We start from the raw sequence: 26054 nt of genomic DNA, 5'->3' as shown, positions 1-26054 counted from the left end.
TAATTATTTTTTGAAGGAAATTACTCTTTTGAAAGATCCAGAGACAGGGAAACCGTGTCGTTTTTAGACTCTTTTTCAGCCTGTAGAGGAATGTTCCATTGTGCAGAGTGCTGTTTACATAAGCCGCCTACTCCATCGCGACAGTAGCCAAACCGCAGATTCAAAACGTAGGTGCCCGTCAGTTGCTTCATGGCGGGTAACTGCAGTACCAGTCGATCTCCTTCGACGGCCCCTTTTCCCCGAGCCAGAACCACGTCAGGATTCTCTGCTGACTTGAGGGTAAACTTCACCGGTGCCAAAGGGGAAAGTTTATATTCTGCAGGCAGTCGGGGAGAGACATTAATTTTTACAGCAACACCAGGAATCACTTTCTGGGATGCCACTTTCAGCGTTTTGTCTGCAGCAGCAGTAAAACTGTCATCGACGGTTTTCGGCAGACTGGGAGGCGTTAAACCTGCGATTTTGAATTCACTGACTTTGTTATCATCCAGATTCACCACACAGATTCGCTGGTTGTTGGTATCAGCCACAAACAGTCGATTGCCCACTTTCGCCAGACCTGATGGTTCAGAAAACTCAACCGGGTTCAGGCTGTTTCCATCCTTGCCGGTTCCCAGAAACGTTTTTACTTCGTTCGTCTTCAGATCAATGGTCTTCAGTTTATGATTATACGTGTCGGCGATAAACAGACGCCCGTTATCATAGAGCACGCCCAGCGGATGCTGCAGACGGGCTTCTTCGCCGACTCCATCTTTATCGCCGAATTCGAACAGTGAGCGTCCCCGTTCGAGATCTGATGTTCCAGCGACGGTCGTCACAGTTTTGTTTTTCGTGTCCACTTTGCGAACCGCAGAACCTTCACTGTCGACTACGTAGAACACTTCACCGTCAACAGCGATGCCTGATGTCTGCGCAAACGCAGAGGTTTCGAGTGGTCCGTTGGTAATATCTTCGCGTCCGGAGCCGGCGTAAACGCCGATCTCGTCGGAGCCAAGTTTGTGCGACCAGATCTGATGTGGTCCCGCCATGCAGATGTAGAGTACATCATCGATGACCGCCAGAGCCCAGGGACTGTTGAGAGCGGCTTCTTTCAGTTTCCCGCCAGCAGAACGAAAACGCGCCTGTTCTCCGGTACCTGCCAGAGTCGCGACCTGTTTTTTATCGAGATCGACGGTCCGGATCAGATGATTTTCCGTATCAGCCACATAGAGCGTGTTCCCCACCAGAGTCATTCCCTGCGGGTGATCGAAGGCAGCGGTTTTGTAATCGCCGTCTTTGTTACCAATCTGACCGGAGCCGATCACATCGATCAGTTTTCCATCCAGCGACGCAATGACGATCCGGTTATGATTACTATCGGAAATGAATAATCTTTGATGTGCCGGATCAGCCAGCAGTTTGCCCGGAAACTTGAGTGGCGTCGGTTTTAATTTGGCCGACTCCAGTTCAAAATGCACGGGAGTCTCATCGAGTGTGCCTTTGGCGCGATGATAGGCGATCACTTTCTCCAGAACTTTATCGAGCAGTTCCCGATTGCCTTCACCTGACAGATGCCCGCAGTAATTTCCTTCCGGGTCAATCAGGACCATCGACGGCCAGGCACGCACCCCAAACTTCCGCCAGACCGTCATGTTGGCATCATTGATGACCGGGTGTTTGATTTCGTAACGCTGAATGGCGCGGCGAATATTATCGGTCTCTTTTTCATTATCAAATTTGGCAGAGTGACAGCCGATAACGACCAGTTCGTTGGGATACTTCTTTTCCAGGTACGCCAGGTCAGGCAGCACATGCATGCAGTTGATACAGCAATAAGTCCAGAAATCAATCAGGACGACTTTGCCTCTCAGGTCTTTCAGTGTGATTTCACCGGAAGTATTCAACCACTCGACGCCACCATCAATGTTGGGTGCTTTGGGACGATCCGGAAAGGGATTTTTGATTTCGGTATCTGCCGGATCACCGGGAGTTTTTTCATCAGCCTGAGCGGACGAAACACAGCCGGCGAACAGCAGAGTAATAAGTGCAACAGTGCAGGGGATCTGATTCAGAAAAGCTGGCTTTCCTGGCATGCCTGATTCTCCATCTTCTGGTTGGCAAACTGGGGCAGGTTCAAAATAGGATGCGGGTGCTGCGATGTGAGCACACTGCTATTGTAAGTGGCAGGCAGTGCAGGGGAACAGTTCAACCTGATTTTTTCACAGAGGAAATCAGATTCTTTCCATTCCATATAATGAAACGAACTGTGAAACTGCAGAGAGAAACCAGAAGTTTACTCGTGCCTGAGTGCTTCAATCGGGTCGAGGCGTGCTGCAGAAATCGCCGGGTAAATGCCGGAGATAATCCCGATGGTCACCGAGATTCCAAAAGCAACAGGCAGGCTCCAGAAAGCAATCTGGGGTTGCAGATCAAAAAACATGCGGCCGACTTCCGATCCCGCTGAGCTCCCTTCCATGACAAAATTCTGCACGAACCACTGAATCCCCAGAAAGGTAACGGGCGTCAGCAATCCAAACACCACTCCAATCAATCCTCCCGACCCGGCAAGCACGATGGTTTCCGTCAGGAACTGTTCGATGATGTCTCTTTGACGCGCGCCCAGCGCGCGTCGCACTCCGATTTCACGTGTGCGCTCAGTCACGGTCGCCAGCATGATGTTCATAATCCCGATGCCACCCACCACCAGACTGATGGCGGCGATCGATCCCAACACGACGTTAAAGATCATCCGGATCTGTTCTGCCTGTTTTAACAGTTCCAAAGGTACTACTACTGCATAGTCTTTCGTGCGCGGGTGTGACTGATCGAGTGTCTCTCGAATTGCCTGGGCGGTTGGCAATACAGCATCTTTATGATTCACACGCAGCGTGATCTGATTGAGTTCAATGTGTTCGGCTGTCATACTGCCAGCCTGATTTTTGATATCCAGATCCCCTTCGCGCGCCTGCAGGGTTTTGATGGGAATATAGACGTCTTTGTTATAATCCTGCCCGGAAAGGCTGCCGCCAATCGCCGCGGAGGCGGTTCTGTCTTTCGTAACGCCTACCACAATGTAAAACATGGGACCGATACGAATGGACTTGCCGAGCGGGTCCTCAAATTTAAACAGGCTGTTGGCCACTTCATTCGCAATGACGGCCACATTCAACAGTTTCTCTTGATCACTGCCTGTCAGGAACCGCCCTTGTGAGAGCATAAGATGATTCATATCCAGATAGTCGGCGGTGCAACCCACGACGCGGGCATTCATGGCTTCTTTGAGATAACGGATTTCCCGATCGACTTCGCGAATCGGGGCGGCACTGGTAATGGTGGGCAGGGTCTCTGTCAGGATTTTATAATCAGAACGCAGCAGGCCGTACTGCAGCACGCGGCTGCGTGTGGAAGACTGCGTGACCTCATGCGGCGGCTTGACACTGCGGACGATGACATTTGTGGCCCCCAGTTCGAGCACCTGCTTCTGTGCCTGGGCACTGGCACCTTCGCCAATCGCCAGCATCGCAATCACGGAGAATACACCAAACACGATACCCAGCATCGTCAGCCCGGACCTCAGCTTATGCAGCATCAGGCTTTTTAAAGCGAGCCGAACGATACGAATGATACGGGACATGCGAAGTGCCTGGATGTAAAACAGAATGAAGAATTAAAAGGGCGACGCTCCGTCGCGTTAAGAGGCAGGGACGGCCTGTTGCAGAATGGTTTCACTTTCGATGAGACCATCTTTCATCACAATCTGACGCTTGGTCTGTTTGGCGATCCCCGGTTCGTGGGTCACCATGATAATCGTACGCCCCTCCGCATTCAGATTGTGGAGGATACCCATGATTTCCGCTTCGGTAGCGGAATCCAGGTTACCCGTAGGTTCGTCTGCGAGAATAATTTGTGGATCATTGACTAAGGCGCGGGCAATAGACACGCGCTGCTGCTGTCCCCCGGACAACTGAAAAGGGCGGTGATCCATGCGATCACCCAGCCCGACCATGCGGGCCAGTTCCATACACCACTCCCGCTCAACGCGTCCAATCGCCGGGTAACCGGCCCGGTAGAGCAGGGGGACTTCAATATTTTCGAGTACGGTATATTGCGAGATCAGATTGAACGACTGAAAGATAAAACCGATCATATCGTTCCGCATCTCGGAGAGTTCATCATCATCCAGGGTCGAGACATCGCGTCCGCCGAGGATGTACTGGCCGCTGGTGGGACGGTCCAGCGCCCCCAGCAGGTTCAGCATGGTACTTTTACCGCTTCCAGAAGAACCCATGATGGCTACAAAATCCCCTTCAGGAAAGTCTGTAGACACACCTCTCAGCGCTTTGACGACGACCGATCCCAGATCATAGAACTTGGTGAGATCGACAACTTGAGCAGCAAGTTTCATGGTCGTTTCTCTCCGCCAGGTCTCGGGCCTCCTGATCCACCACCAGGGCCGCCTGCACCTCGGAGCTTACTGAGTTCGCCTGCATCCAGAAAACCATCCTTGTTGGCATCGAGTTCATCAAAGCGTTCCTGCATGCGTTCCGGAGCTTCCTCTTTGGAAATTTTCCCATCCGAGTCCTTATCCAGACGCTGCAGCATGCCGCCTGCATTTCCGCCAGCAGGTTTTTTCTTTTCTGATGATTCGCCACTCGGTTTTTGACCGCCAGCATTTCCAGGAGCGGGACCACCCGACTTTGCATCGACACTACCGGGGCCCTGTTTCTCAGCCTGCTTTTTCTTTGCCATGGCCAGTTGTTCTTCCAGATCGATCAGCTCATCGGCAAAGTGGGTCCGTGGATTTAAAATCACTTCTTCACCCGCTTCGACACCCGACATGATTTCGATCATGGTATCACTGGCCTGTCCGATTTTGACTTCTCTGCGATCTGCCGATCCATCCGGACTTAGAATAAAGATATAGCGCTGTTCGCCAATCGTGATCACAGACTGTACTGGCACCTGAAGAATATCGGGGCGCTGATCAACGCGAATTTCAATTTCGGCAGTCAAACCTGGTTTGAGTTTGGTGATGTCACCATTATCAGGCAGAATGCGGATTGTGGCTTTGTACTCTTTCAAGTCGGGCCGCATCCAGTTGGATGAAATCGGCACTGAGGAAACCTGATCGACAACCCCGCGATAGAGTTGTTCCGGAAAGGCATCGACGCGAATATCAACAGGCAGACCCTGCTTGATCATACTGATTTTTGATTCGTGAATGCGGGCATCCACTTTCATCTGCGAGAAGTCAGGGAGTTGAATAATGGATTGACGTTCGCGAACTTCCGTTCCTTCTTCAATGACATCTTCACCACTGCTGCGACGACCGCTGTCCTGGTTGGCATAGACGACCTGACCATTCTGGGGCGCAATCAGTTTACAGGCCACGATCTGCTCTCGGATCCGTTCCAGCTCACTCTTTTCCACTTCGTAGGTCAGTTGACTGGCTTTCAGGCGTGCGTCAAACTGAGCGAGTGTGGCAACCCCCTGGCGTTTGACACGTTCCAGGTTTCGTTCTTTTTCAGTGACGTCCGCTTCCAGCTCTTTATGCTTGCGGGTCTGAACGTAGTCTTTTTCTACTTTGAGATCTTCCTTGGCGATCTCCAGATCAATCTCTGCTTTCACGACAGTAATGCGGTCAGCTTCCACGTCGTTCTGGTTTTTATAGCCTTTTTTGGCGATGCGTTTCGAAAATTCAAATGTCTCTTCAGCTCGCTGCAGGTCTTCACGCGCTTTGGTGATCGCGCCCTCTTTCACGTTGAGATCGCGCTGCGATTCCCCTTCGAGAAATTTCGCCAGATCAAGTTTCGCCAGTACCAATGCCAGTTCCGCAGCCGAGGTATCGCTTTCATTCTGGGTCTTCTGGATCGCCACGTTCTCTTCAGCCTGTTTCAGTTCGGCTTCGGCCTGGGTCACCTGAATCTGCTGCTGTTTTTCTTTATCGACCAGCAGGGATGAGTCAAGTTCACAAACGACGTCCCCTTTCTCAACCATTGTCCCTTCGGGAACAATACTGATGATGGTCGTAAAGCCTTTGACTTTGCTGGACAGGGTCACATTGTTCAAACTGTCAAGCTGACCGCGTTCGGTCACTGACACCCGGAACGGACCTCTGGTCACCTTGTCGGTGATGTAAGTGGTATTCTTCTTTGAACCAGAAGAAAAAGCAGAAAAGAGTGGTGCGCGCAAGACGGGTATCGTCAGGACAAGGATCCCGACAACAAGCAGTGTGATGATCAGCACTACTGATTTACTGGGGCGCCTGCGCTGGCTCTTCTTCTGTTTCGGTGAGTGCGTTGAGTTCGGCTGCAGGCCGGAAGACGACTGGTTGGATGTCTTCTCCTGCAGTGACTCTTGTTTCTGTTGTTCCTGGGGTGGATTGGCGGTGCTCATTGGTAGGCCTGATTATTCCCGCGCGGTGTTGATAGAAATCGTCTTTCCAAATGCCATTTTCATCTATCTCCATGATACCCATATCTCGATAGATGTTAAGTCGGTTTTGTTCATAATTTACCCAGTTGCTGATTAAACTGTTTTGTGCTTCCAATACGGAAGATAACGCATTTAACAGATTTAACCCCTGGTTTCGACCGGCCTGGGCAGGATCGGAGGTCGCCTCGACTGCACTGTCGTACTGCAGTGCTGCCAGACGAATCTGAACCCGAGATGTTTCAAAGTTTTGACGGAGTACATTCAGCTGTCGCCAGCTCTCACGAATATCATATTTGACATTGTCCTGTGCCTCCATGAAGGTACGACGCTGTCTCTGATATTCGATTTGAGATTCACGATAGGCATTTCGTTCCTGTACTAATGACAATGGAGCCGTAAATTCGACACCTGCCCGCAATCCAGCCTGACTACCGCGGAAGTCGAGAGGCTTATTTTGGCCGAGAGGCGTACTTACGTCTCCTTCTACTACGACATTTAACACCGCTTCGAGAGAATTAGACCGCACTTCCATCAATCTTCTGGCATCCATCACGAATCCGCGCTGGTTCATCAGGTCGAGCCGGTTCTCCAGACCAATCTGTACCACTTCAGAAATATCCATCGTAAATGGTTCCAGGGTAATGAGTTCCACCCGTAGACCGATTTCGATCACCTGCATCCCCTGCGAAGTTCTGAGCATGTCTTCCCGCAGGTTAGCCATTTCCAGAATAATTTGTTTTTTCTGGGCATTGGAGAGCGTTTCCTCGCTCAAAAAGCCTTTGAGTCCCTGCAGACGACTTTTGATCTCCTGAATTTCCTTGCGGACACCAGAGTACAGTCGTATATCATTTGCCGTACTTTGGCGGACCCGGTCCCGATCGTCGTTCGACAGGAAGCGGCGTTTGCGTAAGGCCAGAATTTCCTCAGAGACCCCTTCCTGGCTGTCGCCCAGCAACAGATCCACATTCTTGATGTCCTGTTCCAGCGTCAGCAGAGCATCTTTTTCGAGGCGATTCTGCAAGACTTCCAGGCCTTCCACCACCTTGAGCAGTTCAGCCGTTGTGGGCGGGACCAGATTGGGATCTTCCCAGTCTTCGACATAGACCTGAGCCCAGACTTCGACATAGTCATAGATCTCCTGTTCAATTTCCGGCAGCAGGGGATCAATCAACTGGAATGGCTTCAGCAATGATTCATCAATGCTCATGGGCATGTTGGGAGGCAGACCCAGAAAGAGTTTGAAACTTCCCAGTGAATCCTGATAGGACCGCTCGAGAGTACGCAGACGATTGATCGACTGTGCCAGTCTGGTTTCCAGCTGGGCGACATCCAGTGTGACCACTTCGGTACGAATGCGCTGCACGAGTTCGCCTGCTGTCGCCTGAAAAGAATCTTCATCACTCAGTGCCAGCAGTCGTTTTTCCTGAGCTGCGGTCATATCACCTTTCCAGGAGAGCAAACGCGACTCTTCATCGAATTCGAGTTTCTCTACCAGGTCTGGCGGAATGATCCAGTTCTCGGGCAGTTTTTCCAGACGCTCCGACTGCACTTTCGGTTTTTGTGAAGAGAGCGCTCTCAGGATTTCCACCTGGCGTTCGAGTCGCTTGATGTTATCACGTTCGTTGTAAATCACCTGCAGCTGCTGTAACAACTGTAGAAACCCGTTTCCGCCTGCCACGTTCTGTGTAAAAAATATTTTACGGAAGCGCGCGAGCGTTCGTGTCTGATATAAAACGTTTCGTTCATCCTGTGTCAGATTATTCAAGACCACTTTCCGTCCCGCCCCGAACAGCAGGGGTTGCACGAGTGAATAAGAAAGCACACTGACAGACGTTGTCTGATTTGAACCGGAAAAGAGCCAGAGCGTATTATTCGCCAGCTCCGCCGCCCATTGTGCACCACTGGGCAGTACCTGGTTAACGCCAATACGGCTGCCGAGGTCCAGTTCCTGAGTCCCGTTTTGCAGTCGACGACGATTCAGATCCACCTGGGGATTCTGTCCCCCTACGCCCAGGTAACGCACATCAAACTGGAACCGTCCGAACGTCAGATCCAGAGCGGCCAGAAACAGGTTTTCAATTTGAAACTGATACTCCCGGCTATTAATGTTAGCAATCTCAATGGTTTCCCGCAGGGTCACATCTTCGAGCGCCGGTAATTGCGTACCAGGCAACGAATTCCCCGAAGCAGCGATTTCGGCACTTAATTCAGGGCTGATGCCGTACTGCACGAGCCAGTCCGGGTTTTCGATACTGAGAGCACGGCCAAATTTGTGCCAGCTCTTATAGCCTTTTTTGCACTGCAGCCAGTGCATGTAAACATTGGCCGCCGGATCGTCGGGAGGCAGGGGTTCGTGGTTCGGATCATAGGGATCATAAAAACGACTGCGGGGATCAGGTTCCACATCATAACGTGGAACTTCCCACGCCGGATCGTTGGCTTTCTCAGCCAGAATTTCATAGCTGTCCGTGTTAGCCTGATCGGCCCAGAATGTAGGAGAACAACCGGCTGTCAGTACGACCAGACAAACCGTCATCGCGACAGAAAGAACTGGCTTGTACGTTTCACAACAGGAAATCAGACTTGTGCGCCTCATGAATGAGCATCCGTTACAGAATTAGTTAATAGCCTGGTAGTTTTGAAGAGAGATATAAGGAATGACTATGCGGCGGGTGAGCCCTGAAATGGAAACGGTCCCGTTGTATCGGGAAACGACTTCACGGTTTCCCGTTGCGAACGCTGAATGTGCGCCGACTTTAACAATGACTGCAGCATGCCATTCAACTGTCTGCGCTGATCGGCAGAGAGTGTTCCCAGCAGGCGCTGCGATACGATCCCGTGAAAGGTCTTCACCCGTTCCAGTAATTGAGCACCCTGCTCAGTCACTTCGAGCACGCGCTTCCGCCGATCCTTTTGAGACTGACGGCGAATGACCAGCTGGTCGCCTTCCATGCGTTCAATCAAAGTACAGATATTGGACTCCGATTGCCCCAGCTTGCGTGCCAGTTCTGATTGTGAACAGCCGGCCTCGGTGACCGAGTCGATTACCTTCAATGCAGAATAGCGAACTTCATTGATTTCCAGCTGTGAGAAACTTTGATTCAAAGCAACCCGTATCAGATGTGCGGTGCGGATTAAAAGATCGATCTGCTCGACGCTCTCATGATGCTGCAGGGAACGCCAGTCAGCGGGACCAGACATTGAATCGAATTTCGAATTATTTTCCACTTCCATATATTTCAGCCTTCAACTGATTCTTCCAACCCATTTCCAATAATGAACGCTGCAAACGACGGACAGCGCAAATGCCCTTCTTCATATTTCGGACATGAAGTATTAGTATCTGAAGGAGTTATCGGCATAACCCGCAAAGTTTTACATAAGTAAAAACCGATTTCAGGTTGCACTGCCGCTGGAAAGTCGGAACAATCAATAAGAAACAGTTAGATTGAATTACTCGAAACCCCATCCGGGAGAACGCTTTACATGAAACGATCCGCCCTCGCTCGTCACTCAGCATCCAAGTACGCGGCCACCCTGTTTGCCCTATTTTCACTCTTGTCCTCAACCCACGGAATTTACGCAGCTCCCAAACCGAATGTCATCGTGATTTACGCCGACGACCTTGGATATGGGGATCTGGCCTGCTTCGGGCACCCGACGATCAAGACTCCTGCCCTGGATCAGATGGCAGCAGAGGGGATGAAATTCACCCAGTTTTACTCGGCTGCGCCGGTGTGCACTCCCAGTCGAGCCGCTTTGATGACGGGGCGCTATCCCATCCGCTCAGGCATGTGCAGTGACAAACGAAGAGTGCTGTTCCCCAATTCAGGCGGCGGAATTCCTGCGAGCGAAGTCACTTTGGCGGAAGCTTTAAAAGCAGCCGGTTATCAGACGGCGTGTGTCGGTAAATGGCACCTGGGTCATTTGCCTCAGTTTCTGCCTACGAGTAACGGCTTCGACAGCTATTTCGGGATTCCTTACTCCAACGACATGGATCGAATCGCAGACCGTAAGCTGGGGCGTAGTATTTTCCTGAAACCGGAAGTCAAATACTGGAACGTCCCCCTGATGCGTGATCAGGAAATCGTTGAACAGCCGGCTGATCAAACCACAATCACAAAACGCTATACGGAAGGAACAATCAAGCTGATTCAACAGTACAAAAAGCAGCCCTTCTTTATCTACCTCGCACACAATATGCCTCACGTGCCTCTCTTTCGTTCCAAAGAGTTTCAGGATCAAAGCCGTCGCGGATTGTACGGCGACGTGATTGAAGAAATTGACTGGAGCGTCGGTCAGATTCTGGAAGAACTCAAAACACAAGGCCTGGACCAGAATACGATTGTCTGGTTCTGCAGTGATAATGGTCCCTGGCTGATCTTTAACGAGCAGGGGGGATCAGCTGGTCTGTTGCGGGACGGAAAAGGAAGCACCTGGGAAGGGGGGATGCGTGAACCAACGCTCGCCTGGTGGCCCGGTCATATCCCTTCCGGTTCCGTATCGCAGGAGCTGGGGAGCACGCTGGACATCTACACCACATCCATCAAACTGGCGGGAGGAAACGTCCCCACTGACCGGGTGGTGGATGGAGTGGATCTCACCCCTGTTTTGCTGGAAGGGGGGAACAGTCCCCGCGAAATCATGGCCTACTATCGAGGCACAAAACTGATGGCGTTACGCAAGGGTCCGTGGAAAGCACACTTTATCACGAAACCCGCCTATGGAAACGAGCCATTTCAGGAACACAATCCGCCGGTTCTGTATCACCTCGAACATGATCCGTCCGAAAAGTACGACGTGGCCAAAAACCATCCTAATGTCATCAAAGAGCTGAAAGCGGCAGCAGAGCAGTTTCAGAAAACAGTAAAACCGGTTCCGTCACAACTGGAAATTCCACTGCCGAATTAGCCGGTTTCCGGATACGATAACAGACTGACAGAGCAATCTGGATCGAGAAGAACAGAGAAGGGGACGCTATCAAACAGCGATAGCGTTCTTCCGTGGGGCTCTACCTACCAGTAGCAGATATAACGGGGGCCATCCGGTTCTTCCCTGATGCGAAAATGGACTGCTTTACTGTATTTTTCCTGGTCGAAACGGTCCCATTCCGCACAGAAGAGGGGTAATTGAATCGCATCAAATCCCGGTCGCGGATCAGGCAGACGCATGTAGGCATCATGAATTAAAGCCATCGCGACCATCAGGGGGTGCTTATCAGTATCGGGCTGAGAAAGCAGGAGTTCCAGAGAGCGGGCTGCCTGCAGACAGTCTTCGAAGCGAGCCTCTCGCATACACTCAGAAGCCATGCGCTCGACAAATTTCAGCAGGTTATCTACGCCACGCTGATTCAGCAGAAAATCTTTACGGCTTTCAAACTGCAGTGCTATTTCGATCTGTTCCTGGAGCTCTTCATCGGTTTCGCAGGGAATCGACATGCGGCCGTAGCCATCGGGAGCGATTGACTCAATGGCTTTGATCGTCTGTGCCATATCAGGTGAGTTATGATTCATTTTTTTAACTGTCAAAGAGGTGATAAAATACATTCGAATACAGGAATCAGATTCACTGCTGTCAGATTATATATGAAAACTGAAAAACGATTCATCCCCGTTTTGAAAATAAAAAAAGAGCCGATTGAGTCTGGCCTCAATCGGCTCTTTATAAATGATCTGTGATCTCACTGCCTGACTGCTTATTTCAGGAAGAAGTCATCTGGCCCTTTGTGCGTGTAATATGGATACTGCACAATCCCCAGTGGCTGATTTGGCTGTGGATAGACGGCCGCAGGAGGGACATACTTGTATGTCTGATAGTGCTTCGGACGTTTATTTTGGTGATAGGTATTTTTATGACCGGTTTTCCAGCCACCTGCACCCGGTGGGCAGTAAGCGCCGCCATGGCGATAATGTCCCATCTGCTGGATGGGAGCCTGCTGGCCTGCATACTGTTGATGCATTGCCTGCTGATGCTTCTGCATCATTTCAGCCTGCTGCTGCATCAGGAACTCTCCGTCGGCCGACTGACCCCGAATGACCTGGCTATTCGAACATCCCACGCACAATGGTAGAATCAGACAAGCGGCCATCTGACATAAAAAGTGAGGCTTCATTGGCTTCCTTTCCCCCGGTTTCACTGAATTTGAGCGTGTTTCCGTTCGCGCTCATCATTGGGTATAATTTGATACCTGCTGAGAATTCTACGGATACTGACTGGTTTGAAATCGTACAGGATCTGCAAAAGACTTAATTCTTTTATCGGCCATTCCGAGTCAAACAATAGTTAAAATCACCAAGAATCGGAAAACCGGCGTAATATTCAAATCTGATCGACCTTGCAGAATCGTTAAAACCGGGATAGATTATCGGAGTTTCCTACTCTACAAAATCATACCAGTGAAATTAGTTAAAGTGGGCTGTTTTAAAGTTTGCGTTTTTTTCAGGCAAGACATCGTCTGTGACGAAGTGCTCATATTGCTTTGTTCTTTGCCAACAAGGGAGTGTTCGGCGTGTTTGTAGCTGCATCATCACGTTGCTTTTCTGATGAATCATTTGAAGTCAGTTGTGAGCGTCTCACCGATCTGGAGTTCGATAAAATCGAAATCTGGATGAGTGAAGAGAGCGACCATCTGAAACCATCTGAAGTCGTCACATCACCGGAAGAGTTTTATTCGCGTTTTCGGGAAACAACCCGGTTGACCCCGATCGCCTTCTGCCTGGAGAACGATATCAAGCCGGCGGAATTCAAATCCCTGTGCAAAGCGGCCAAGATGTTGCGGATTGCACAGATTACTATCCCGGCATCTCCACTGGGAACGCCATTCAATACGGAAATTGATCGACTCAAAGCATTACTGGAAATTGCCAGCCGTGACGGGATTCGACTTTCCATCAAAACGAAAACAGGGCAACTGACCGAAGACCCGCGGACCGCGACAGAACTCTGTCAGTCTGTGAAAGGTCTGGGACTGACGCTTGACCCGAGTTACTATACCTGTGGCCCCTTCAGTAATACGTCTTACGACCTGGTATTTCCGTATGTCTGCCACATTCATCTGCGTGATTCCACTACCGATCAGATTCAGGTTCCTGTCGGACTGGGAGAAATCGATTACAGTCGCCTGATCAGCATGCTGGAACGTCAGGACTATCATCAGTTTCTTTCTGTTGAACTCCTCCCGGAACTGTTAAAAGATACCGACCGGGCACTGGAATTGAGAAAACTGAGAATGCTGCTGGAATCCGTTGTGATCTGAGCTTCTGCCAGTCACCATACAGAAACAGACAGAGCCTTCCGCATCAGCTGAAGGCTCTGTCTGTTTTATTTTGATCTGAAGTGGAAGAGATCGCTTATTTGTAATCGTTGGGATTACCAAACAGACCACCGCTTCCACCACCGGTTGATTCATCCGCATTTCCACCCAGCAGTGGTCCTTTGCGTTTGCGTTCGTAAGCAGGCTGCTCTTCAACTGGTTCTTCAGCTGCTTCCGGCTTGTCGATCATTGCTTTAATCGACAGGCTGATCCGTTTACGGTTGGGATCGACTTCCAGAACTTTCGCAGTCGCCTCCTGGCCGGTCGATAAAACTTCTGTCACACGTTTCACGCGACGATGATCCAGTTCGCTGATGTGAATCAAACCTTCCAGGCCTGGCTCCAACTCGATGAATGCACCGAAGTCTGTCGTACGGGTGACCTTTCCGGAGACGGTTGAACCGGTGGCATAACGGTCTTCGGCCATTTTCCAGGGATCCTGCTGCAGTTGTTTCATGCCCAGGCTGATGCGATTCTTTTCTTTATCGATCTTCAGAATTTTCACATTGATCTGCTGATGTTCGCTGAGAGCATCTTTGGGATGTTTGATCCGGTTCCAGCTGATCTCGCCGATATGCAGGAAGCCATCAATGCCTCCCAGATCCACGAACGCACCATAATCTTTGATGTTCTTCACGACTCCGGTATGTTCCTGACCGATGGCCAGTTTTTCCCACAGCTCTTTCTGAATTTCTTCGCGTTCTGATTCGAGATACTTGCGTCGGCTCACAACCAGATTGCGTTTTTTGGGATTCACTTCCGTAATCTGAACCGTCAGTTTCTGGCCCACGAAAGGCTCGAGGTCACCCACAAAATACAGGTCGACCTGACTGGCGGGGAGAAAGCCTCTCAAGCTTCCCACGTTGACTTCCAGTCCCCCTTTGTTCGATTTATTGACAACACATTCGACAACCTGGCCGGCAGAGACCGCATCCCAGTCACCGGATGGTTTATGATGTCCGCGTGGCAGTGAAAGCTGGATCAGACCTTCTGCTTCTTTCACGCTGGTGACTTTGACGTCAACTTCCTGGCCGATGACAGGTGTTTTCTCGCCGAACTGACGCAGGGGAACAATTCCGGGAACTCCCATTGCTTTGGCACCGAGATCGATAAAGACATCGTCGTTGTTGATGGATTCGACGATCCCTTTTAACTTATCGCCTTCGCTAATGCCTTCTTCAGCGGCACCCGATTTTGCAGCAGGTGCAGCGGGAGCATCTTCTGATTTGGCTTCGGCAGCAGCTTCTTCATCACTCAGAGTTTTGGGAAGTTCCTTTGCTCCCTGTCCTGATAAAGCTGCTGCGAGTTCGGCTTCCAGATCCCCATCCAGATCATCAACACCAGGAATATCAACTGGCTTCGCAGCTTCTGCAATCTGCATCATCGCTGCTTCCTGAAGCTGTTCCTGGGTGGGTTCAACCGCTGGTTCTGTCTCGCCATCTTCTGCTTTCGCAGCAGGAGCAGCGCTGGAGCCCTTTGCGGGAATGGCTTTGAACTGATTCGGATCGACCGTCGGCTTCAACTGAACTTTGCGTTCCGTTTTTTCCGCTTCCTGTGCTGCGGCTGCTTCTGGTTCCGCAGGTGTTTCGGCCTGGGGAGTTTCTGCAGGAGCTGAAGAGGTCGCCTCATTCACGCCGGCATCGGACTCCTGAGGAGTCTCTGTCTGGTCCTGATCGGCTGGTGATTTCGCTTCCAAAGCTTCTTCACTCGTATTAACTTCTTCAGTAGATGGTCGTTCTGAACTCATGGGAGATGAACTTTCTCGCCTAATTACTTACTTCAAGATACAGGAATGTTTCACAGGCTCGTCAGGCCCGCTGCAGACAGACATCCACCCGACTGCAGTAACTTCTTCATTTCAGGCTCGAAAACCTGTCGGACTAATTAAAAGGGTATCACCGCTGCAGCAGACCTGCAATTCGCAGGGCCTAGTTTTCCGATTTTTTCACTTTTGCCTTCACACAACGTAACCCCAGTGCAGGACTGACTGAAGTTGCTGCCTCTTTCTTTCGAAAGCCGGATCGCAACTGGTCGTATCGGTCCATCCAGCTGCCTCCCCGCACGACAATGGGCTGATCAACTGTCACAGTACCCCAGACACTGCCATCCGCGGGCGCATTTTGATAACTGTCATGCCAGGGATCTGAAACGAATTCCCACAGGTAACCGTGCATGTCGTATAACCCCCAGGGATTGGGCTTGAGGGCTCCGACTGGGGGATCATTACCGGCTGCATTCCCAGTATGCCATGCATATTCGTCCAGAATACGAGCCAGTTTTCCCTCATCTCCGGCTTTTTGAGCCTGATCCCCGAAACTGTATTCCGTGTCTGTCCCGGCCCGGCAGCAGTACTCCCACTCGGCTTCACTGGGCAGTCGAATCTCTTCGTCCGCCGCAATCAGTTTCGCGTTCCTTAATTCAGCAGTCAGTTTCCGGCAGAATTCATTCGCGGTTTTCCAGTCAAACATTTCCGCAGAATTGCGCGGGCCTTTCCAGCGACTGGGGTTATTTCCCATCACGGCCAGATACAGATTCTGGGGGACTTCATACCGACTCATCCAGAAATCATCCGACATTGTAACTTTATGAACAGGTCTTTCTGCAGCCTCCCCTTTCGCCGATCCCATTTGAAACGTCTGAGGAAACTTTCCTTTACCGGGAGTGATCGGCACCAGTTCTTTGACGAACTGTTTCAGCAACTCAGTTTTCTGGCTGGCCTCAGCAGTGGGAGAATCCTGTTTTTTCTCTGCTGACAGCTGATTCAGCCCGATGAACGTGGAAAACAAAAAAGCGACCGGAACAGCCAGTCGCCTGACCAATGTGATATTTTTCAGATGGTTCATATGCTTCACTACTGGTTCGGATTTTGTTAGGGTACAACTGGAAACATATTTTACCAATGCCGGGTTGAATTCGAAAGCAGACAGGGTGCCTGAAACCAGCACACCATGCAAACATCACGGCATTCTCAATTCTCATATATCGCGGTTCGGGTTTCGCTTTCAGGTTCCTAGTTGAGTCAGGTCTATTCATGTCAGAGTCTCCCCACTTAATTCCGCGCAGCATTGATCTCCTGTCGCATCAGGAATGTCAGCTGGTTGTGGTCGATGTTCAGGAAAAACTGCTCCCGGTCATCCCCGACGCCAGCAACCTGACGTATCGTATCCGCCAACTGCTCCAGGCAGCCCGCCTGTTTGAAATCCCGCTACACTGTTCCGAACAATATCCCAAAGGTCTGGGAGCCACCGTACCCGAATTAGCAGAATTACTGCCTGCACCCCGGGAAAAACTGCGATTCAGTGCCGCCGCGTGTCTAGGCTGGGAAACGGCCGCCAATACCATCGACAGCCGCACCCGAATTGTGTTGACTGGAATTGAAGCACATATTTGCGTGCAGCAGACGGCTCTGGATTTGTTAGCCGCCGGTTATCGCGTTATCATTCCAGTAGATGCGATTGCCAGTCGGAACCAGCTGGACTGGGAAATGGCAATCAAACGCATGGAAAACTCAGGAGCCTGCATCACCACAACGGAATCGATTCTGTTTGAATGGTGTGAGGTCGCCGGTACTCCGGAATTCAAACAGATCAGCAAACTGGTGACAGAAAAACCGTAGACGCCAATCAGGGAAATCCATCTTTTTTGAGCACTTCAAATCATAAAGAACCACTCTCATGACTATTGAACATCATCTGCATCCCCCCATTAATCCTCCCCAACGCATCCTGATGGGCCCTGGTCCCAGCGATGTTGCCGCCAGTGTGCTGGCAGCGCTGGGCGCACCCACAGTCGGTCACCTGGACCCGTATTTTCTGAAGGTGATGGATGAAGTTCAGGATATGCTGCGGACCATTTTCCACACCACGAACGAACTCACTCTCGCCGTCAGTGGCACCGGGAGTGCGGGAATGGAAGCCTGCGTGGTCAATCTGCTCGAACCGGGAGATAAAATCGTCGTCTGTACGAACGGCGTCTTTGGCGGCCGCATGGCTGATGTCGCAGGTCGTATCGGTGCGGAAGTGGTGCAGATTCATCGCCCGTTCGGTGAAGTCTTCTCAGTGGAAGAAATAATTGATGTGCTGCAGAAAGAGAAACCCAAGGTGCTGGGCATCGTGCATGCAGAAACATCCACGGGCGCTGCCCAGTCGCTCAAAGAGATTTCAGAAGCCGTGCATGAAGCAGATGCGCTGCTGCTCGTCGATTGTGTCACCTCCCTGGGAGGGATGCCGGTGAAAATTGATGAATGGAATATCGACGCTGCTTATAGTGGGACTCAGAAATGTCTGAGCTGTCCTCCCGGACTCTCTCCCGTGACATTCAGCTCGCGCGCGGTCGCCGCCATGGACGCACGTAAAACCAAAGTTTCCAGCTGGTATCTGGACATGTCGATGGTCCGTTCCTACTGGGGCGATTCACGCGCCTATCACCATACTGCACCAATTAACATGAATTTCGGGCTGCATCAGGCATTACGCCTGGTACTCGAAGAGGGCATGGAGAACCGCTATTCGCGTCATTATGCCAATCACTGCGCCCTCAAAGCGGGTCTGCAGGCGATGGGAATTGAATTTGCGGTCGCCGAAAGCGATCAACTTCCGATGTTGAACGCCGTGAAAATTCCCGATGGCGTGGATGATGTTACAATCCGTGGTCAGTTACTGCAGCGGTTCGGCATTGAAATTGGCGGTGGTCTGGGACCTCTGAAAGGCAAGACCTGGCGCATTGGTCTGATGGGAGAAAGCAGCCAGACTTCACATGTGCTGCTGTTTCTGGCGGCTCTGGAGCAATGCCTGTTACAGGCCGGCTATCAGCTGACTCCCGGTGCCGGCGTAGCTGCTGCAAATGATTTTTACCGCACAACAATTACAGCCTGACCTCAAGTCAGTAAGAACTTTCGATTTCTACAGGAATCGCAGGCTGTTTTATTAATGAGTCCGGCCTGGATTTCCGATTCCTAAGATACGACTCTCATATGACTTGCTGTCCGATGAAAGTCGCGGTATAGTGAAAAAAGAACAGGACGTCATGCGTCTGTGTTCGAGTGGAGAATTTTTCGAACATTCTCACGAATTTTGTGTCGAATGAGTGGCAATCGAGAAAATGATCGCCTAGAATTTCCGACCACCTGTAAGGGGCCGTAGCTCAATCGGTTAGAGTACCGGACTGTCGATCCGGGGGTTGCGGGTTCAAGTCCCGTCGGCCTCGCTTACAACGCTCGTTGTCAATATTTGACAGCGAGCGTTTTTTTGTGCGCCAGGAGTCTGATCCCACTTCAGAATCGGGAGATTGATACTTCATCTCGCTTATCAATTTGTGATTTCTGGTTGAGTGCTCACTACATTAAGTTCGTATCAACCTGCTTTTAGATTTCCAGATACTGTGAATCGTCATGAAATCAAAAAAATCCTTTCTTGTCTGCCTGGCGACACTCGGAAAACCCCTGATAGATTTTTCCATCCATCTGCAACCAGACCAGAGTTGTGACGAAGTCATGCACCTGATGAACGAACTTGCCGATGATCTGGAAATCTTTCCCTCGCCTTATAATGATCCGGGTGATTCAGAAAGCCACTCGCTCTGGGGAACGGCGACGCGGGAGGCACTTGCACGTGAATTTGGTTGGATCATCCACCGAGTGAAATTTCGAGCAGGTAATCTTGAACCAGATCAAGGGGAGGGAACGAATCAAAATTACTTTCACTGGGAAGAAATGACACCAGTTCAATATTATCCGGAAAGCATCAGAGGAAAAATCAAAAGCATGGGGATAGATCAACCAGGCGCAGACGACGATGGACAAGACGATGTGATTACGTATGGAGATTCCATCTGAATGAATGCGCGGCAGAACACGCTCACTTCCCAAGACCTCAATTGACAGTATACCCGTGTCTGATACGATTCGAATCTGATTCGTCCGCTGCTTTCGGATCATCAATCCATCGAACCAGGTACATGAACGGAGTCAGAACACCATGCAAACGGTATTAATCACAGGAGCGTCCGCCGGATTCGGAAAACTGGTTGCGGAAAAACTGCTGGCCAAAGGGTACACCGTCTATGCCGCCGCCCGTCGGGTCGAGAAGATGCGCGACCTGGAATCCCTGGGCGCGCATATCATGCATATGGATGTGACGGATACCGAATCGGTCAACGCAGGTGTCGCGAAAGTGATCGAAGAACAGCAGCGCATTGACGTGCTGTTCAACAACGCGGGCTACGGTTCGTATGGCACGATTGAAGATGTTCCCCTGGAAGAGATTCAGCGTCAATACGATGTCAACGTGTTCGGCATGGGCCGCCTCGTACAGGCGGTGCTGCCGCAGATGCGGAAACAGGGCTCCGGTCGAATCATCAATACTGCGTCCGTCGTCGGCCACGTCTCGACCGCGGTGCTGGGCTGGTATGCATCGACGAAACACGCGGTCGAAGCCTTCTCCGATGCGCTGCGGATGGAAGTCAAAGCGCTGGGGATCGATGTCGTCGTGATCGAACCGGGAGCCGTCAAAACCGAATTTGACGAAGTCGCATTCGCCACGCTGGACAGCCTGGACCACGCGGAAGATTACAAACCGCTGGTTGCCGCCTTTCGCAAATTCACCGGCGATCTTTATTCAAAAAGCCCAGGGCCAGAGAGTACTGCGAACGCGGTAATCAAAGCCATCGAAGCGAAAAAGCCCAAAACCCGCTACGCAACAACGCTGGATGCCAAACTGCTCCCCCGGGTCAAACGACTCTTCAGCGATAAACTGTTCGATAAGATTGTCCTCAGTCAGATGAAGTAGAGTTTATTCTTCCTGCCTTCCCCAAAGCCTGAGTTCTACTTCTCATCTCATCAGATCACCGTGCTAATTACTGTGACGGCAGTCTCAACATGCAGGTGCGCGTTCCTGTCACATATACATCAGTATGAAACATGAGCAATCGTGATCCATTCAGGGACGACTTCCCACATTGCTGGCTGGTTTAAGAGCGAGCTGTTCGCTGATCATCCAGCTGTGTGATCGACAATCAGCAGATCTGCTTTCCATTTCAGACAACCTGTCGCACTTTAGCCAATTTTCGCCTTTTTTGGGGGTATTTTTGAAGTTGGCATAGCCTTTGCAATTCTCTTCCATCGTGGCCAGGAATGAAACCACTTTAATACGAAACTACAATATGGAAGGAAATGAAATGTTACGCCGAAACATAAAACTGTTAGCCGCTGCCGCCGTTCTGGGAATCAGTCCTGCAATGCTGTCTGCCCAGTCTCCTCTGGATGGAGCAGGCGCTGCACTGGAATCACAGTCCAAGGCCGCAGGCCAAGTCACTAATCCAGCACCGAAAGTGCCGGGTAAAGACGCACAGATTGATGCCAAGTCTCAACTGGATGCTCAGTCACAACTGAAGAACAATCAGTTGGATGCCAAGTCCAATCTGGATACCAAGTCTCAGTTGAACAACAACCAGCTGGACACTGAATCAAATCTGGACGCCAAATCAAAACTGGATGCGGATTCACAGCTGAAACCCAAAACACAGCTGGATGCCGATGTGGATGCGAAAGCAAAGGGAACTGCTCCCAACCTGCAGACGCCTCCTCAGACACCTGATGCTGCAGACGGTGCCATTCAGAACGTGCCTGGTAATGTCCAGATGAAGGGGAAAGTTCAGGGCGATGCAGACGTTGATCTGAATCAGCCACAACGTCATCAGACGAACCGCCCTCAAACTTTCGAAAATCAGAGCGGCGTTGAAATCGACGATTTTGTTCGACAGGGAACCGCTCATCTGGATATCGATGATGCAACCCGTGCCCGATATCGTCACCACAATGGTCACTGGTGGTACAAGACCGAACAGGGTGCCTGGTTAATTCACACGAATGGTCAGTGGGAACCATTTGATCCTGTAACCTACCGTAGTCCCGGTCAGCCTATGGACCAGGATTATTATCAGGATGATGCAAACTATCAGTCCAGTAACTATTACGATGACGGAAGTTACTACCAGGGAGGTTCTTACTACAACCCCGGCTATTACAATAATGGTTATGGAAACTTCTACCGAGGAAATCGTTACTACAACGGTCGTGGTTATGGACGCGGTTTTTATAACAACCGGGGAAATGGCTATAACGGCAACTGGGGAAGTGGTTACCGTGGTTTGAACCGTGATCAACGACGTGGTGCCGCCATTGGTGCCGGCATCGGCGGAGCGATCGGTGGTAACCAGGGTGCAGCCATCGGTGCTGGAATTGGTGCTGGTGTCGCTGACTAATTGAATTGAAAAACAAGGAACTATTTCCTGACCGCAATACTGAATGATGGAGTGAAGTATTGCTCTTGAAGCAGGCCAGCAGATGCCCCTCTGCTGGCCTGCTTAGTTTTGCGCGCGGACAACTGATCTTATAAATCAGTCAAACTTTTAGACCGTGTCCAGTTTTACTGTAGCGTTTCCAAGTCCATTTGGTCCGAGTATATTAGATTGAAAGACGTTATAGTTAAATGTGACGCGCTCTAGTTTTGATCTTTCATAAATTCATCAACGTGAATGGAAAAATAATATCCGGTCAGTGGTGTCGGCTTTCCGGTCCGAGGGTCGCTCCTTGTTTTCAATTGTAACTGGGCACGTTCAGCCAGTTCTTTTTTCATGTGAGCCCGCACCCTGGTTTTTCCGTCAACCGTACTGGTGGCCAGCGAGACCGACAGATCGGGGCGCCCCGTTTTTCCTTCAGACGGAATATAAAGCGAAATCGAATTGATCGGTTTCAGTTTCCCTTCATCGGTAATATCCAGCACCACGGTCACACGACCGGTCCCATGATCGGTGACGGACAGTTCATATTTGAGTCCGAGTTCTTCTTTCGACTGACCGATTCCAAACTCAATCGCCCGGGCCTCCTGCACCATCAACATCAGTGCCAGAAAACTGAACAGCAGCGTGAATTGTTTACGAAGCGACATCGTTTCTCTCCCCGTTCTAGAAACCAGCAATGCTCACAATTCCGAGCGTTATTTTTTCTGAGCCTTCAGAAACTGCTGGATCTGTTTGAGCGTCTGCTGATGCTGTTGTTCCGCTTCGGATTGATCCTCTGCGGTTTCAATGATTTTAATTGTTTCTTCAAGGCGTTTTTTCAAAGCGGCATCATCAGTGTTGAGCCGGGAGCGCAAATCAGCCAGCAGGGGAGTCGCTTTTTTTCCAAAGGCCGCCAGTGCGCCGGCGGCATTCAGTCGAACCCAGACTTCTTTGTCATCCAGCAGCTTTGCGATGGCATTCATATTTCTGGTACTGTAAGGATTGAGACTCGCCAGTTGACCGGCATCCCAGCCGCGCACCGTAATATCGGTACTGACGAGCGCTTCGGAAAACCGTTTTTCCAGATCGGCTAATTCCAGCAGCGTGACCCCGGCGGGTATTTTGAGTTTCTCCAGCGGGATCGTCTCGTCTACATAAATACTGAGCATCGGGTACGGGTTCCAGATTTTTTCCCCCTGGTCTTTCTTCGCCACCGCCCGGGCAATGCCGCCTACCAGATGCAGATCCCATTGATAGGGAATCGTCTGTGTCGCTCGAAATGACTTTGCCGAAGCGGGGCCGGGGCGCAGTACGACTTCATGCTGTTTCTGATCCGTCGCGGCAAACTTCTGCAGGACATCGTTCAACGCATCCATATCGCCGCGATAATAAGCGTACTCATTGCCATTGACCCAGAGATAATAGACGCGACTCTCATGATTGATGACGGGCACAATCCCCGGCCAGTCACTGTAATTCAGCGCATTCAACGGTTTATTGCCAAACGTCTCTTCTCCCATGCCCCAGACGAGGGACGGGATACAACTCACCATCAAGAGGGTAGACAATAAAACCGGAAACGAGCGTCGCATGGCAGTACTCCTGAAATGAGAAACCGGGAACTTTTTCAGAAGAGACGTAAGCCAGGAGGAATTTGTTTCAAAGATTCTGATGCAATTCAGGAAATCTCGTTTTTTTGCTGCGTGCTTGGGATCAATACTACAGAATACGCCACCTCCAGACTTTTGATCAGGGCTCGGGAATAATCTGTTTCACCCAGGTGGCGTTTTTAATCTTGCCGTCATAATGATTTTCCGACTCATCGTGGGCAACGTCACCGGTCCCTTCATCGAAGTGATAGAGTACCAGGGTATCCTTGTCCGGCTCAAAGCGCTGCGCGGGTTCAAAGTCTTCCGCATAGCGGGCGACTTTGGAAATGCGAACTTCGTCGATGGCACCTTTAAAAAACTGGTGAGGCAACCCTTTACCGTTCGGATCTGCGCCAATCATGAAATCGTGGGGAGAAGCCACATGCTTTAATGTCGTTTCGTTAACGGACTCCTGCTTCTTCCCATTGACGAACAGTAAAACATTTTTGCCATCGTAAACGGCGGCCAGATGCACCGGTTTGTCATTCTCTGCCAGTGCATCAGAGACAACCGAAGCATAACCGGCGTTTGACTTGCGACCTTCGTTGATGTGCATCATCCAGTGACCGCCCGAATAATGAATGCCCACCCCCGCCAGTTGCAGATTGGCCACCACGGACGCTCGAATATAATTGTCATCCCGCGCCTCAGGCTTGGCCCAGGCTTCCAGGGTAATCGGATGATCGCCGTCATATCGCAGTTTCGGGATAACCACCTGGCCTTTGCCCTGAAACTCCAGACTGGATTTACCCGCTTCTGGCTGGGAATTGTCTTCCCCCTGTACAGACAACAGAGTAAAGTGAACAGGCAGCAAGAGACAAAGTATCAGAAACAAAGGGCGAACAAACATTTTCCAGCTCCCTTCTGAAATATTGACAAGGCAGAACATACTGAACAAACATCGTAGCCTGATTCTGGTCGGTGATGCCAGATGAAAACGGAAATTCATGAGGAAATCCACGAACCTGCGCCAGAGAAAGGGAAGTCTTTTGAGAAAGTTCTATGCTACAACGATTATCCTCTGCTGCTTTATTGGCAGAAAACGAGGTGAATCATGCTGAAACAGGTTACCGTTTTTCTCCTGCTGTTATCTTTGGGACCGGGCTGTGATGATCGGCCGGATATCGCGCTGAATTATGTTGTTAACATACCGGAATCCATTCCGCAACATGCTACGTTTCATCCCAAACACGACGCACCGGAACAGAGGGATGCCCATAAAATGTATTTAGAGGCACATCGCACAGGATGGGATCATTGTAAGGCACAATTCCTGGAAAATGGATTTCGAGACGAACCTGATCCCTATTCGGATTCTCTGATGCAACAATTTAAACTGCAACTGGACGCAAAAAACGCCGGATATTCGGAATGTAAAACGGCTATCAAATTGTTAATTGATCAGTATGGAGAAAACGCTGTAAGAGAAGCGTTGCGAAAATCAAAATGAACATCTACAAGAGACTGATTACAGGATAGCTGGCGGCATCATGCTGTAATACTCTCACTGGCTGCTTCTATCCTGATTGTCATTCGCAGCAGGCAAAAAGATGAAGCAGGTATAAACGAACTTTCTGAAAACCAATGAGTCACAAACCCGTTCCGCCCACCGGGCCTTATCATGATTTCTGGATTTTTGCAGAAGGTTCTCGCGCTTATGCCGACTATGGTGATTTAGCGGGTCGAAAAGATGCCCCCGTTCGAGTTCCCGATGATGTGCTCCGCTATTTTCACGACTGGTTCAACTGGGTTCCCACACTGAACCCTGCGCTCAACAGTGAGCAGCAAGCCGGCTGCGGATTGAATTACTATGGGCCAACCATCGTCAACCGACAGGGAGCGGAGCAGTGGGAACGAATATTGCTTCATCTCAAGGAACTCTATCAAGGTGCTCCCGATCGCATACACCTGACTGGCCTCTGGACCGTGGATTCAGCAGACCTCACTCATGCAGGTGGCTACTATGAAGTCCTTGAGATTGAAAAATCGTGGCTGATTGAAGTACTTTCGCTGCTACATGAATTTGCCCGACAGGCTTCCATCGGTTCTCACTTTGTACTGCATCTCGGAGTCTGATTCACCTTAAGGTTCTTCAGTCACATCAGGTCTGGCTACGTCTGTACTTCCACTGCCACCTCCCATCCAGAAAGCAACACCCAAACAGAGTCCCACCAGCAGGACGGAAATCGGAATCGAATACGTTCTCAACAGATTGGCGATGGAGATTCGCTGCAGTAAACCGCCGGGAAGTTTGGTGCCCCTATCCTGTTCGATTTCCCAACCCTGTTCCCGGGCCAACTGGCGCATCTCGCCTTCCGTTTTCCAGATGAAACCGAACATCGCCAGAATTAAAAAACCTGCCGCGATGGCAGCGATCAGATATTTCAGCATTGTCGGCTCCG

At 50.6% G+C, this 26054-nt stretch carries 23 protein-coding genes and 1 tRNA gene; 10 read left to right on the top strand and 14 right to left on the bottom strand.

Annotated elements, in window-relative coordinates; all coding sequences use genetic code 11:
- Nucleotides 1-20 precede the first annotated feature (20 nt).
- The 6 genes from ACN0YN_RS10035 to ACN0YN_RS10010 form a co-directional block, all read right to left on the bottom strand.
- Entirely contained in the window at nt 21-2072 is a 2052-nt protein-coding gene (locus ACN0YN_RS10035) for a thioredoxin-like domain-containing protein (RefSeq protein WP_417384868.1), read from the bottom strand.
- 200 nt (nt 2073-2272) lie between these two features.
- Nucleotides 2273-3613, bottom strand: coding sequence for an ABC transporter permease (locus ACN0YN_RS10030; protein WP_417384867.1), 1341 nt, complete (start codon nt 3611-3613; stop codon nt 2273-2275).
- A gap of 57 nt (nt 3614-3670) precedes the next feature.
- The gene (locus ACN0YN_RS10025; RefSeq protein WP_417384866.1) at nt 3671-4384 is read right to left on the bottom strand and encodes an ABC transporter ATP-binding protein; all 714 of its coding nucleotides are present in this window, start codon (nt 4382-4384) and stop codon (nt 3671-3673) included.
- A complete protein-coding gene (locus ACN0YN_RS10020) occupies nt 4381-5976 on the bottom strand; it encodes an HlyD family efflux transporter periplasmic adaptor subunit (protein ID WP_417384999.1) in 1596 nt (531 codons plus the stop codon). Before ACN0YN_RS10020 ends, ACN0YN_RS10025 begins: the two co-directional genes overlap by 4 nt.
- A gap of 256 nt (nt 5977-6232) precedes the next feature.
- A complete protein-coding gene (locus ACN0YN_RS10015; RefSeq protein WP_417384865.1) occupies nt 6233-9010 on the bottom strand; it encodes a TolC family protein in 2778 nt (925 codons plus the stop codon).
- Nucleotides 9011-9075: 65 nt separating this feature from the next.
- Complete coding sequence (locus tag ACN0YN_RS10010; RefSeq protein ID WP_417384864.1) at nt 9076-9615, bottom strand: MarR family winged helix-turn-helix transcriptional regulator; 540 nt, start codon at nt 9613-9615, stop codon at nt 9076-9078.
- 285 nt (nt 9616-9900) lie between these two features.
- Between ACN0YN_RS10010 and ACN0YN_RS10005 the strand changes: the two genes are divergently transcribed.
- Complete coding sequence (locus ACN0YN_RS10005; RefSeq protein WP_417384863.1) at nt 9901-11325, top strand: sulfatase; 1425 nt, start codon at nt 9901-9903, stop codon at nt 11323-11325.
- Nucleotides 11326-11429: 104 nt separating this feature from the next.
- Here ACN0YN_RS10005 and ACN0YN_RS10000 read toward each other — a convergent pair whose 3' ends face one another.
- Both ACN0YN_RS10000 and ACN0YN_RS09995 read right to left on the bottom strand, forming a co-directional pair.
- A complete protein-coding gene (locus ACN0YN_RS10000) occupies nt 11430-11927 on the bottom strand; it encodes a hypothetical protein (protein ID WP_417384862.1) in 498 nt (165 codons plus the stop codon).
- A 182-nt stretch (nt 11928-12109) separates the two neighbouring features.
- On the bottom strand, nt 12110-12526 hold the full coding sequence (locus tag ACN0YN_RS09995; protein ID WP_417384861.1) for a hypothetical protein: 417 nt from the start codon (nt 12524-12526) through the stop codon (nt 12110-12112).
- 396 nt (nt 12527-12922) lie between these two features.
- Between ACN0YN_RS09995 and ACN0YN_RS09990 the strand changes: the two genes are divergently transcribed.
- Nucleotides 12923-13669 (top strand): sugar phosphate isomerase/epimerase family protein, encoded by a 747-nt coding sequence (locus tag ACN0YN_RS09990; protein ID WP_417384860.1) that lies wholly within the window; start codon nt 12923-12925, stop codon nt 13667-13669.
- A gap of 94 nt (nt 13670-13763) precedes the next feature.
- On the opposite strand, the gene ACN0YN_RS09985 is transcribed toward ACN0YN_RS09990, so the two are convergent.
- Both ACN0YN_RS09985 and ACN0YN_RS09980 read right to left on the bottom strand, forming a co-directional pair.
- On the bottom strand, nt 13764-15473 hold the full coding sequence (locus ACN0YN_RS09985) for a 30S ribosomal protein S1 (RefSeq protein WP_417384859.1): 1710 nt from the start codon (nt 15471-15473) through the stop codon (nt 13764-13766).
- 181 nt (nt 15474-15654) lie between these two features.
- Entirely contained in the window at nt 15655-16569 is a 915-nt protein-coding gene (locus ACN0YN_RS09980) for a formylglycine-generating enzyme family protein (protein ID WP_417384858.1), read from the bottom strand.
- Nucleotides 16570-16757: 188 nt separating this feature from the next.
- Here ACN0YN_RS09980 and ACN0YN_RS09975 point away from each other — a divergent pair, with 188 nt between their 5' ends.
- The 6 genes from ACN0YN_RS09975 (at nt 16758) to ACN0YN_RS09950 (ending at nt 21985) form a co-directional block, all read left to right on the top strand.
- Nucleotides 16758-17342, top strand: coding sequence for an isochorismatase family protein (locus ACN0YN_RS09975; protein WP_417384857.1), 585 nt, complete (start codon nt 16758-16760; stop codon nt 17340-17342).
- 58 nt (nt 17343-17400) lie between these two features.
- Complete coding sequence (locus tag ACN0YN_RS09970) at nt 17401-18600, top strand: pyridoxal-phosphate-dependent aminotransferase family protein (protein WP_417384856.1); 1200 nt, start codon at nt 17401-17403, stop codon at nt 18598-18600.
- 257 nt (nt 18601-18857) lie between these two features.
- A tRNA-Asp gene (locus ACN0YN_RS09965) sits at nt 18858-18931 on the top strand.
- A 184-nt stretch (nt 18932-19115) separates the two neighbouring features.
- Complete coding sequence (locus tag ACN0YN_RS09960; RefSeq protein ID WP_417384855.1) at nt 19116-19559, top strand: hypothetical protein; 444 nt, start codon at nt 19116-19118, stop codon at nt 19557-19559.
- A 142-nt stretch (nt 19560-19701) separates the two neighbouring features.
- Nucleotides 19702-20511: an oxidoreductase gene (locus ACN0YN_RS09955; RefSeq protein ID WP_417384854.1), complete on the top strand. Its 810-nt coding sequence runs from the start codon at nt 19702-19704 to the stop codon at nt 20509-20511.
- Between the two features lie 388 nt (nt 20512-20899).
- Nucleotides 20900-21985: a hypothetical protein gene (locus ACN0YN_RS09950; protein ID WP_417384853.1), complete on the top strand. Its 1086-nt coding sequence runs from the start codon at nt 20900-20902 to the stop codon at nt 21983-21985.
- A gap of 239 nt (nt 21986-22224) precedes the next feature.
- Here ACN0YN_RS09950 and ACN0YN_RS09945 read toward each other — a convergent pair whose 3' ends face one another.
- The 3 genes from ACN0YN_RS09945 to ACN0YN_RS09935 all read right to left on the bottom strand — a co-directional run bounded on the left by ACN0YN_RS09945 (nt 22225) and on the right by ACN0YN_RS09935 (nt 24502).
- Nucleotides 22225-22671, bottom strand: coding sequence for a hypothetical protein (locus ACN0YN_RS09945; protein WP_417384852.1), 447 nt, complete (start codon nt 22669-22671; stop codon nt 22225-22227).
- A gap of 48 nt (nt 22672-22719) precedes the next feature.
- The gene (locus tag ACN0YN_RS09940; protein WP_417384851.1) at nt 22720-23595 is read right to left on the bottom strand and encodes a HEAT repeat domain-containing protein; all 876 of its coding nucleotides are present in this window, start codon (nt 23593-23595) and stop codon (nt 22720-22722) included.
- Between the two features lie 157 nt (nt 23596-23752).
- Nucleotides 23753-24502 (bottom strand): LamG domain-containing protein, encoded by a 750-nt coding sequence (locus tag ACN0YN_RS09935; protein WP_417384850.1) that lies wholly within the window; start codon nt 24500-24502, stop codon nt 23753-23755.
- Between the two features lie 204 nt (nt 24503-24706).
- Between ACN0YN_RS09935 and ACN0YN_RS09930 the strand changes: the two genes are divergently transcribed.
- Both ACN0YN_RS09930 and ACN0YN_RS09925 read left to right on the top strand, forming a co-directional pair.
- Entirely contained in the window at nt 24707-25102 is a 396-nt protein-coding gene (locus ACN0YN_RS09930) for a hypothetical protein (RefSeq protein WP_417384849.1), read from the top strand.
- Nucleotides 25103-25236: 134 nt separating this feature from the next.
- Nucleotides 25237-25728, top strand: coding sequence for a hypothetical protein (locus tag ACN0YN_RS09925; RefSeq protein WP_417384848.1), 492 nt, complete (start codon nt 25237-25239; stop codon nt 25726-25728).
- A 6-nt stretch (nt 25729-25734) separates the two neighbouring features.
- Here ACN0YN_RS09925 and ACN0YN_RS09920 read toward each other — a convergent pair whose 3' ends face one another.
- Nucleotides 25735-26043: a hypothetical protein gene (locus ACN0YN_RS09920; RefSeq protein WP_417384847.1), complete on the bottom strand. Its 309-nt coding sequence runs from the start codon at nt 26041-26043 to the stop codon at nt 25735-25737.
- Between the last annotated feature and the right edge of the window lie 11 nt (nt 26044-26054).

This window comes from Gimesia sp. (assembly GCF_048260065.1).
Lineage (GTDB): Bacteria > Planctomycetota > Planctomycetia > Planctomycetales > Planctomycetaceae > Gimesia.
Note: the sequence above shows the minus strand (reverse complement) of the source record. Positions and strands in the feature narration are given on the sequence as shown.

Excerpts from the sequence above, each read along its gene's own strand:
- ACN0YN_RS10030 (WP_417384867.1), bottom strand. The coding sequence starts at position 3,613 with ATGTCCCGTATCATTCGTATCGTTCGGCTCGCTTTAAAAAGCCTGATG.
- ACN0YN_RS09960 (WP_417384855.1), top strand. The coding sequence starts at position 19,116 with ATGAAATCAAAAAAATCCTTTCTTGTCTGCCTGGCGACACTCGGAAAA.
- ACN0YN_RS09945 (WP_417384852.1), bottom strand. The coding sequence starts at position 22,671 with ATGTCGCTTCGTAAACAATTCACGCTGCTGTTCAGTTTTCTGGCACTG.
- ACN0YN_RS10005 (WP_417384863.1), top strand. The coding sequence starts at position 9,901 with ATGAAACGATCCGCCCTCGCTCGTCACTCAGCATCCAAGTACGCGGCC.
- ACN0YN_RS09920 (WP_417384847.1), bottom strand. The coding sequence starts at position 26,043 with ATGCTGAAATATCTGATCGCTGCCATCGCGGCAGGTTTTTTAATTCTG.
- ACN0YN_RS10035 (WP_417384868.1), bottom strand. The coding sequence starts at position 2,072 with ATGCCAGGAAAGCCAGCTTTTCTGAATCAGATCCCCTGCACTGTTGCA.
- ACN0YN_RS10020 (WP_417384999.1), bottom strand. The coding sequence starts at position 5,976 with ATGGTTGAGAAAGGGGACGTCGTTTGTGAACTTGACTCATCCCTGCTG.
- ACN0YN_RS10000 (WP_417384862.1), bottom strand. The coding sequence starts at position 11,927 with ATGAATCATAACTCACCTGATATGGCACAGACGATCAAAGCCATTGAG.
- ACN0YN_RS09985 (WP_417384859.1), bottom strand. The coding sequence starts at position 15,473 with ATGAGTTCAGAACGACCATCTACTGAAGAAGTTAATACGAGTGAAGAA.
- ACN0YN_RS09995 (WP_417384861.1), bottom strand. The coding sequence starts at position 12,526 with ATGAAGCCTCACTTTTTATGTCAGATGGCCGCTTGTCTGATTCTACCA.
- ACN0YN_RS09940 (WP_417384851.1), bottom strand. The coding sequence starts at position 23,595 with ATGCGACGCTCGTTTCCGGTTTTATTGTCTACCCTCTTGATGGTGAGT.
- ACN0YN_RS10015 (WP_417384865.1), bottom strand. The coding sequence starts at position 9,010 with ATGAGGCGCACAAGTCTGATTTCCTGTTGTGAAACGTACAAGCCAGTT.
- ACN0YN_RS09980 (WP_417384858.1), bottom strand. The coding sequence starts at position 16,569 with ATGAACCATCTGAAAAATATCACATTGGTCAGGCGACTGGCTGTTCCG.
- ACN0YN_RS09935 (WP_417384850.1), bottom strand. The coding sequence starts at position 24,502 with ATGTTTGTTCGCCCTTTGTTTCTGATACTTTGTCTCTTGCTGCCTGTT.
- ACN0YN_RS10010 (WP_417384864.1), bottom strand. The coding sequence starts at position 9,615 with ATGTCTGGTCCCGCTGACTGGCGTTCCCTGCAGCATCATGAGAGCGTC.
- ACN0YN_RS09970 (WP_417384856.1), top strand. The coding sequence starts at position 17,401 with ATGACTATTGAACATCATCTGCATCCCCCCATTAATCCTCCCCAACGC.
- ACN0YN_RS09955 (WP_417384854.1), top strand. The coding sequence starts at position 19,702 with ATGCAAACGGTATTAATCACAGGAGCGTCCGCCGGATTCGGAAAACTG.
- ACN0YN_RS09925 (WP_417384848.1), top strand. The coding sequence starts at position 25,237 with ATGAGTCACAAACCCGTTCCGCCCACCGGGCCTTATCATGATTTCTGG.
- ACN0YN_RS09975 (WP_417384857.1), top strand. The coding sequence starts at position 16,758 with ATGTCAGAGTCTCCCCACTTAATTCCGCGCAGCATTGATCTCCTGTCG.
- ACN0YN_RS09950 (WP_417384853.1), top strand. The coding sequence starts at position 20,900 with ATGTTACGCCGAAACATAAAACTGTTAGCCGCTGCCGCCGTTCTGGGA.
- ACN0YN_RS09930 (WP_417384849.1), top strand. The coding sequence starts at position 24,707 with ATGCTGAAACAGGTTACCGTTTTTCTCCTGCTGTTATCTTTGGGACCG.
- ACN0YN_RS10025 (WP_417384866.1), bottom strand. The coding sequence starts at position 4,384 with ATGAAACTTGCTGCTCAAGTTGTCGATCTCACCAAGTTCTATGATCTG.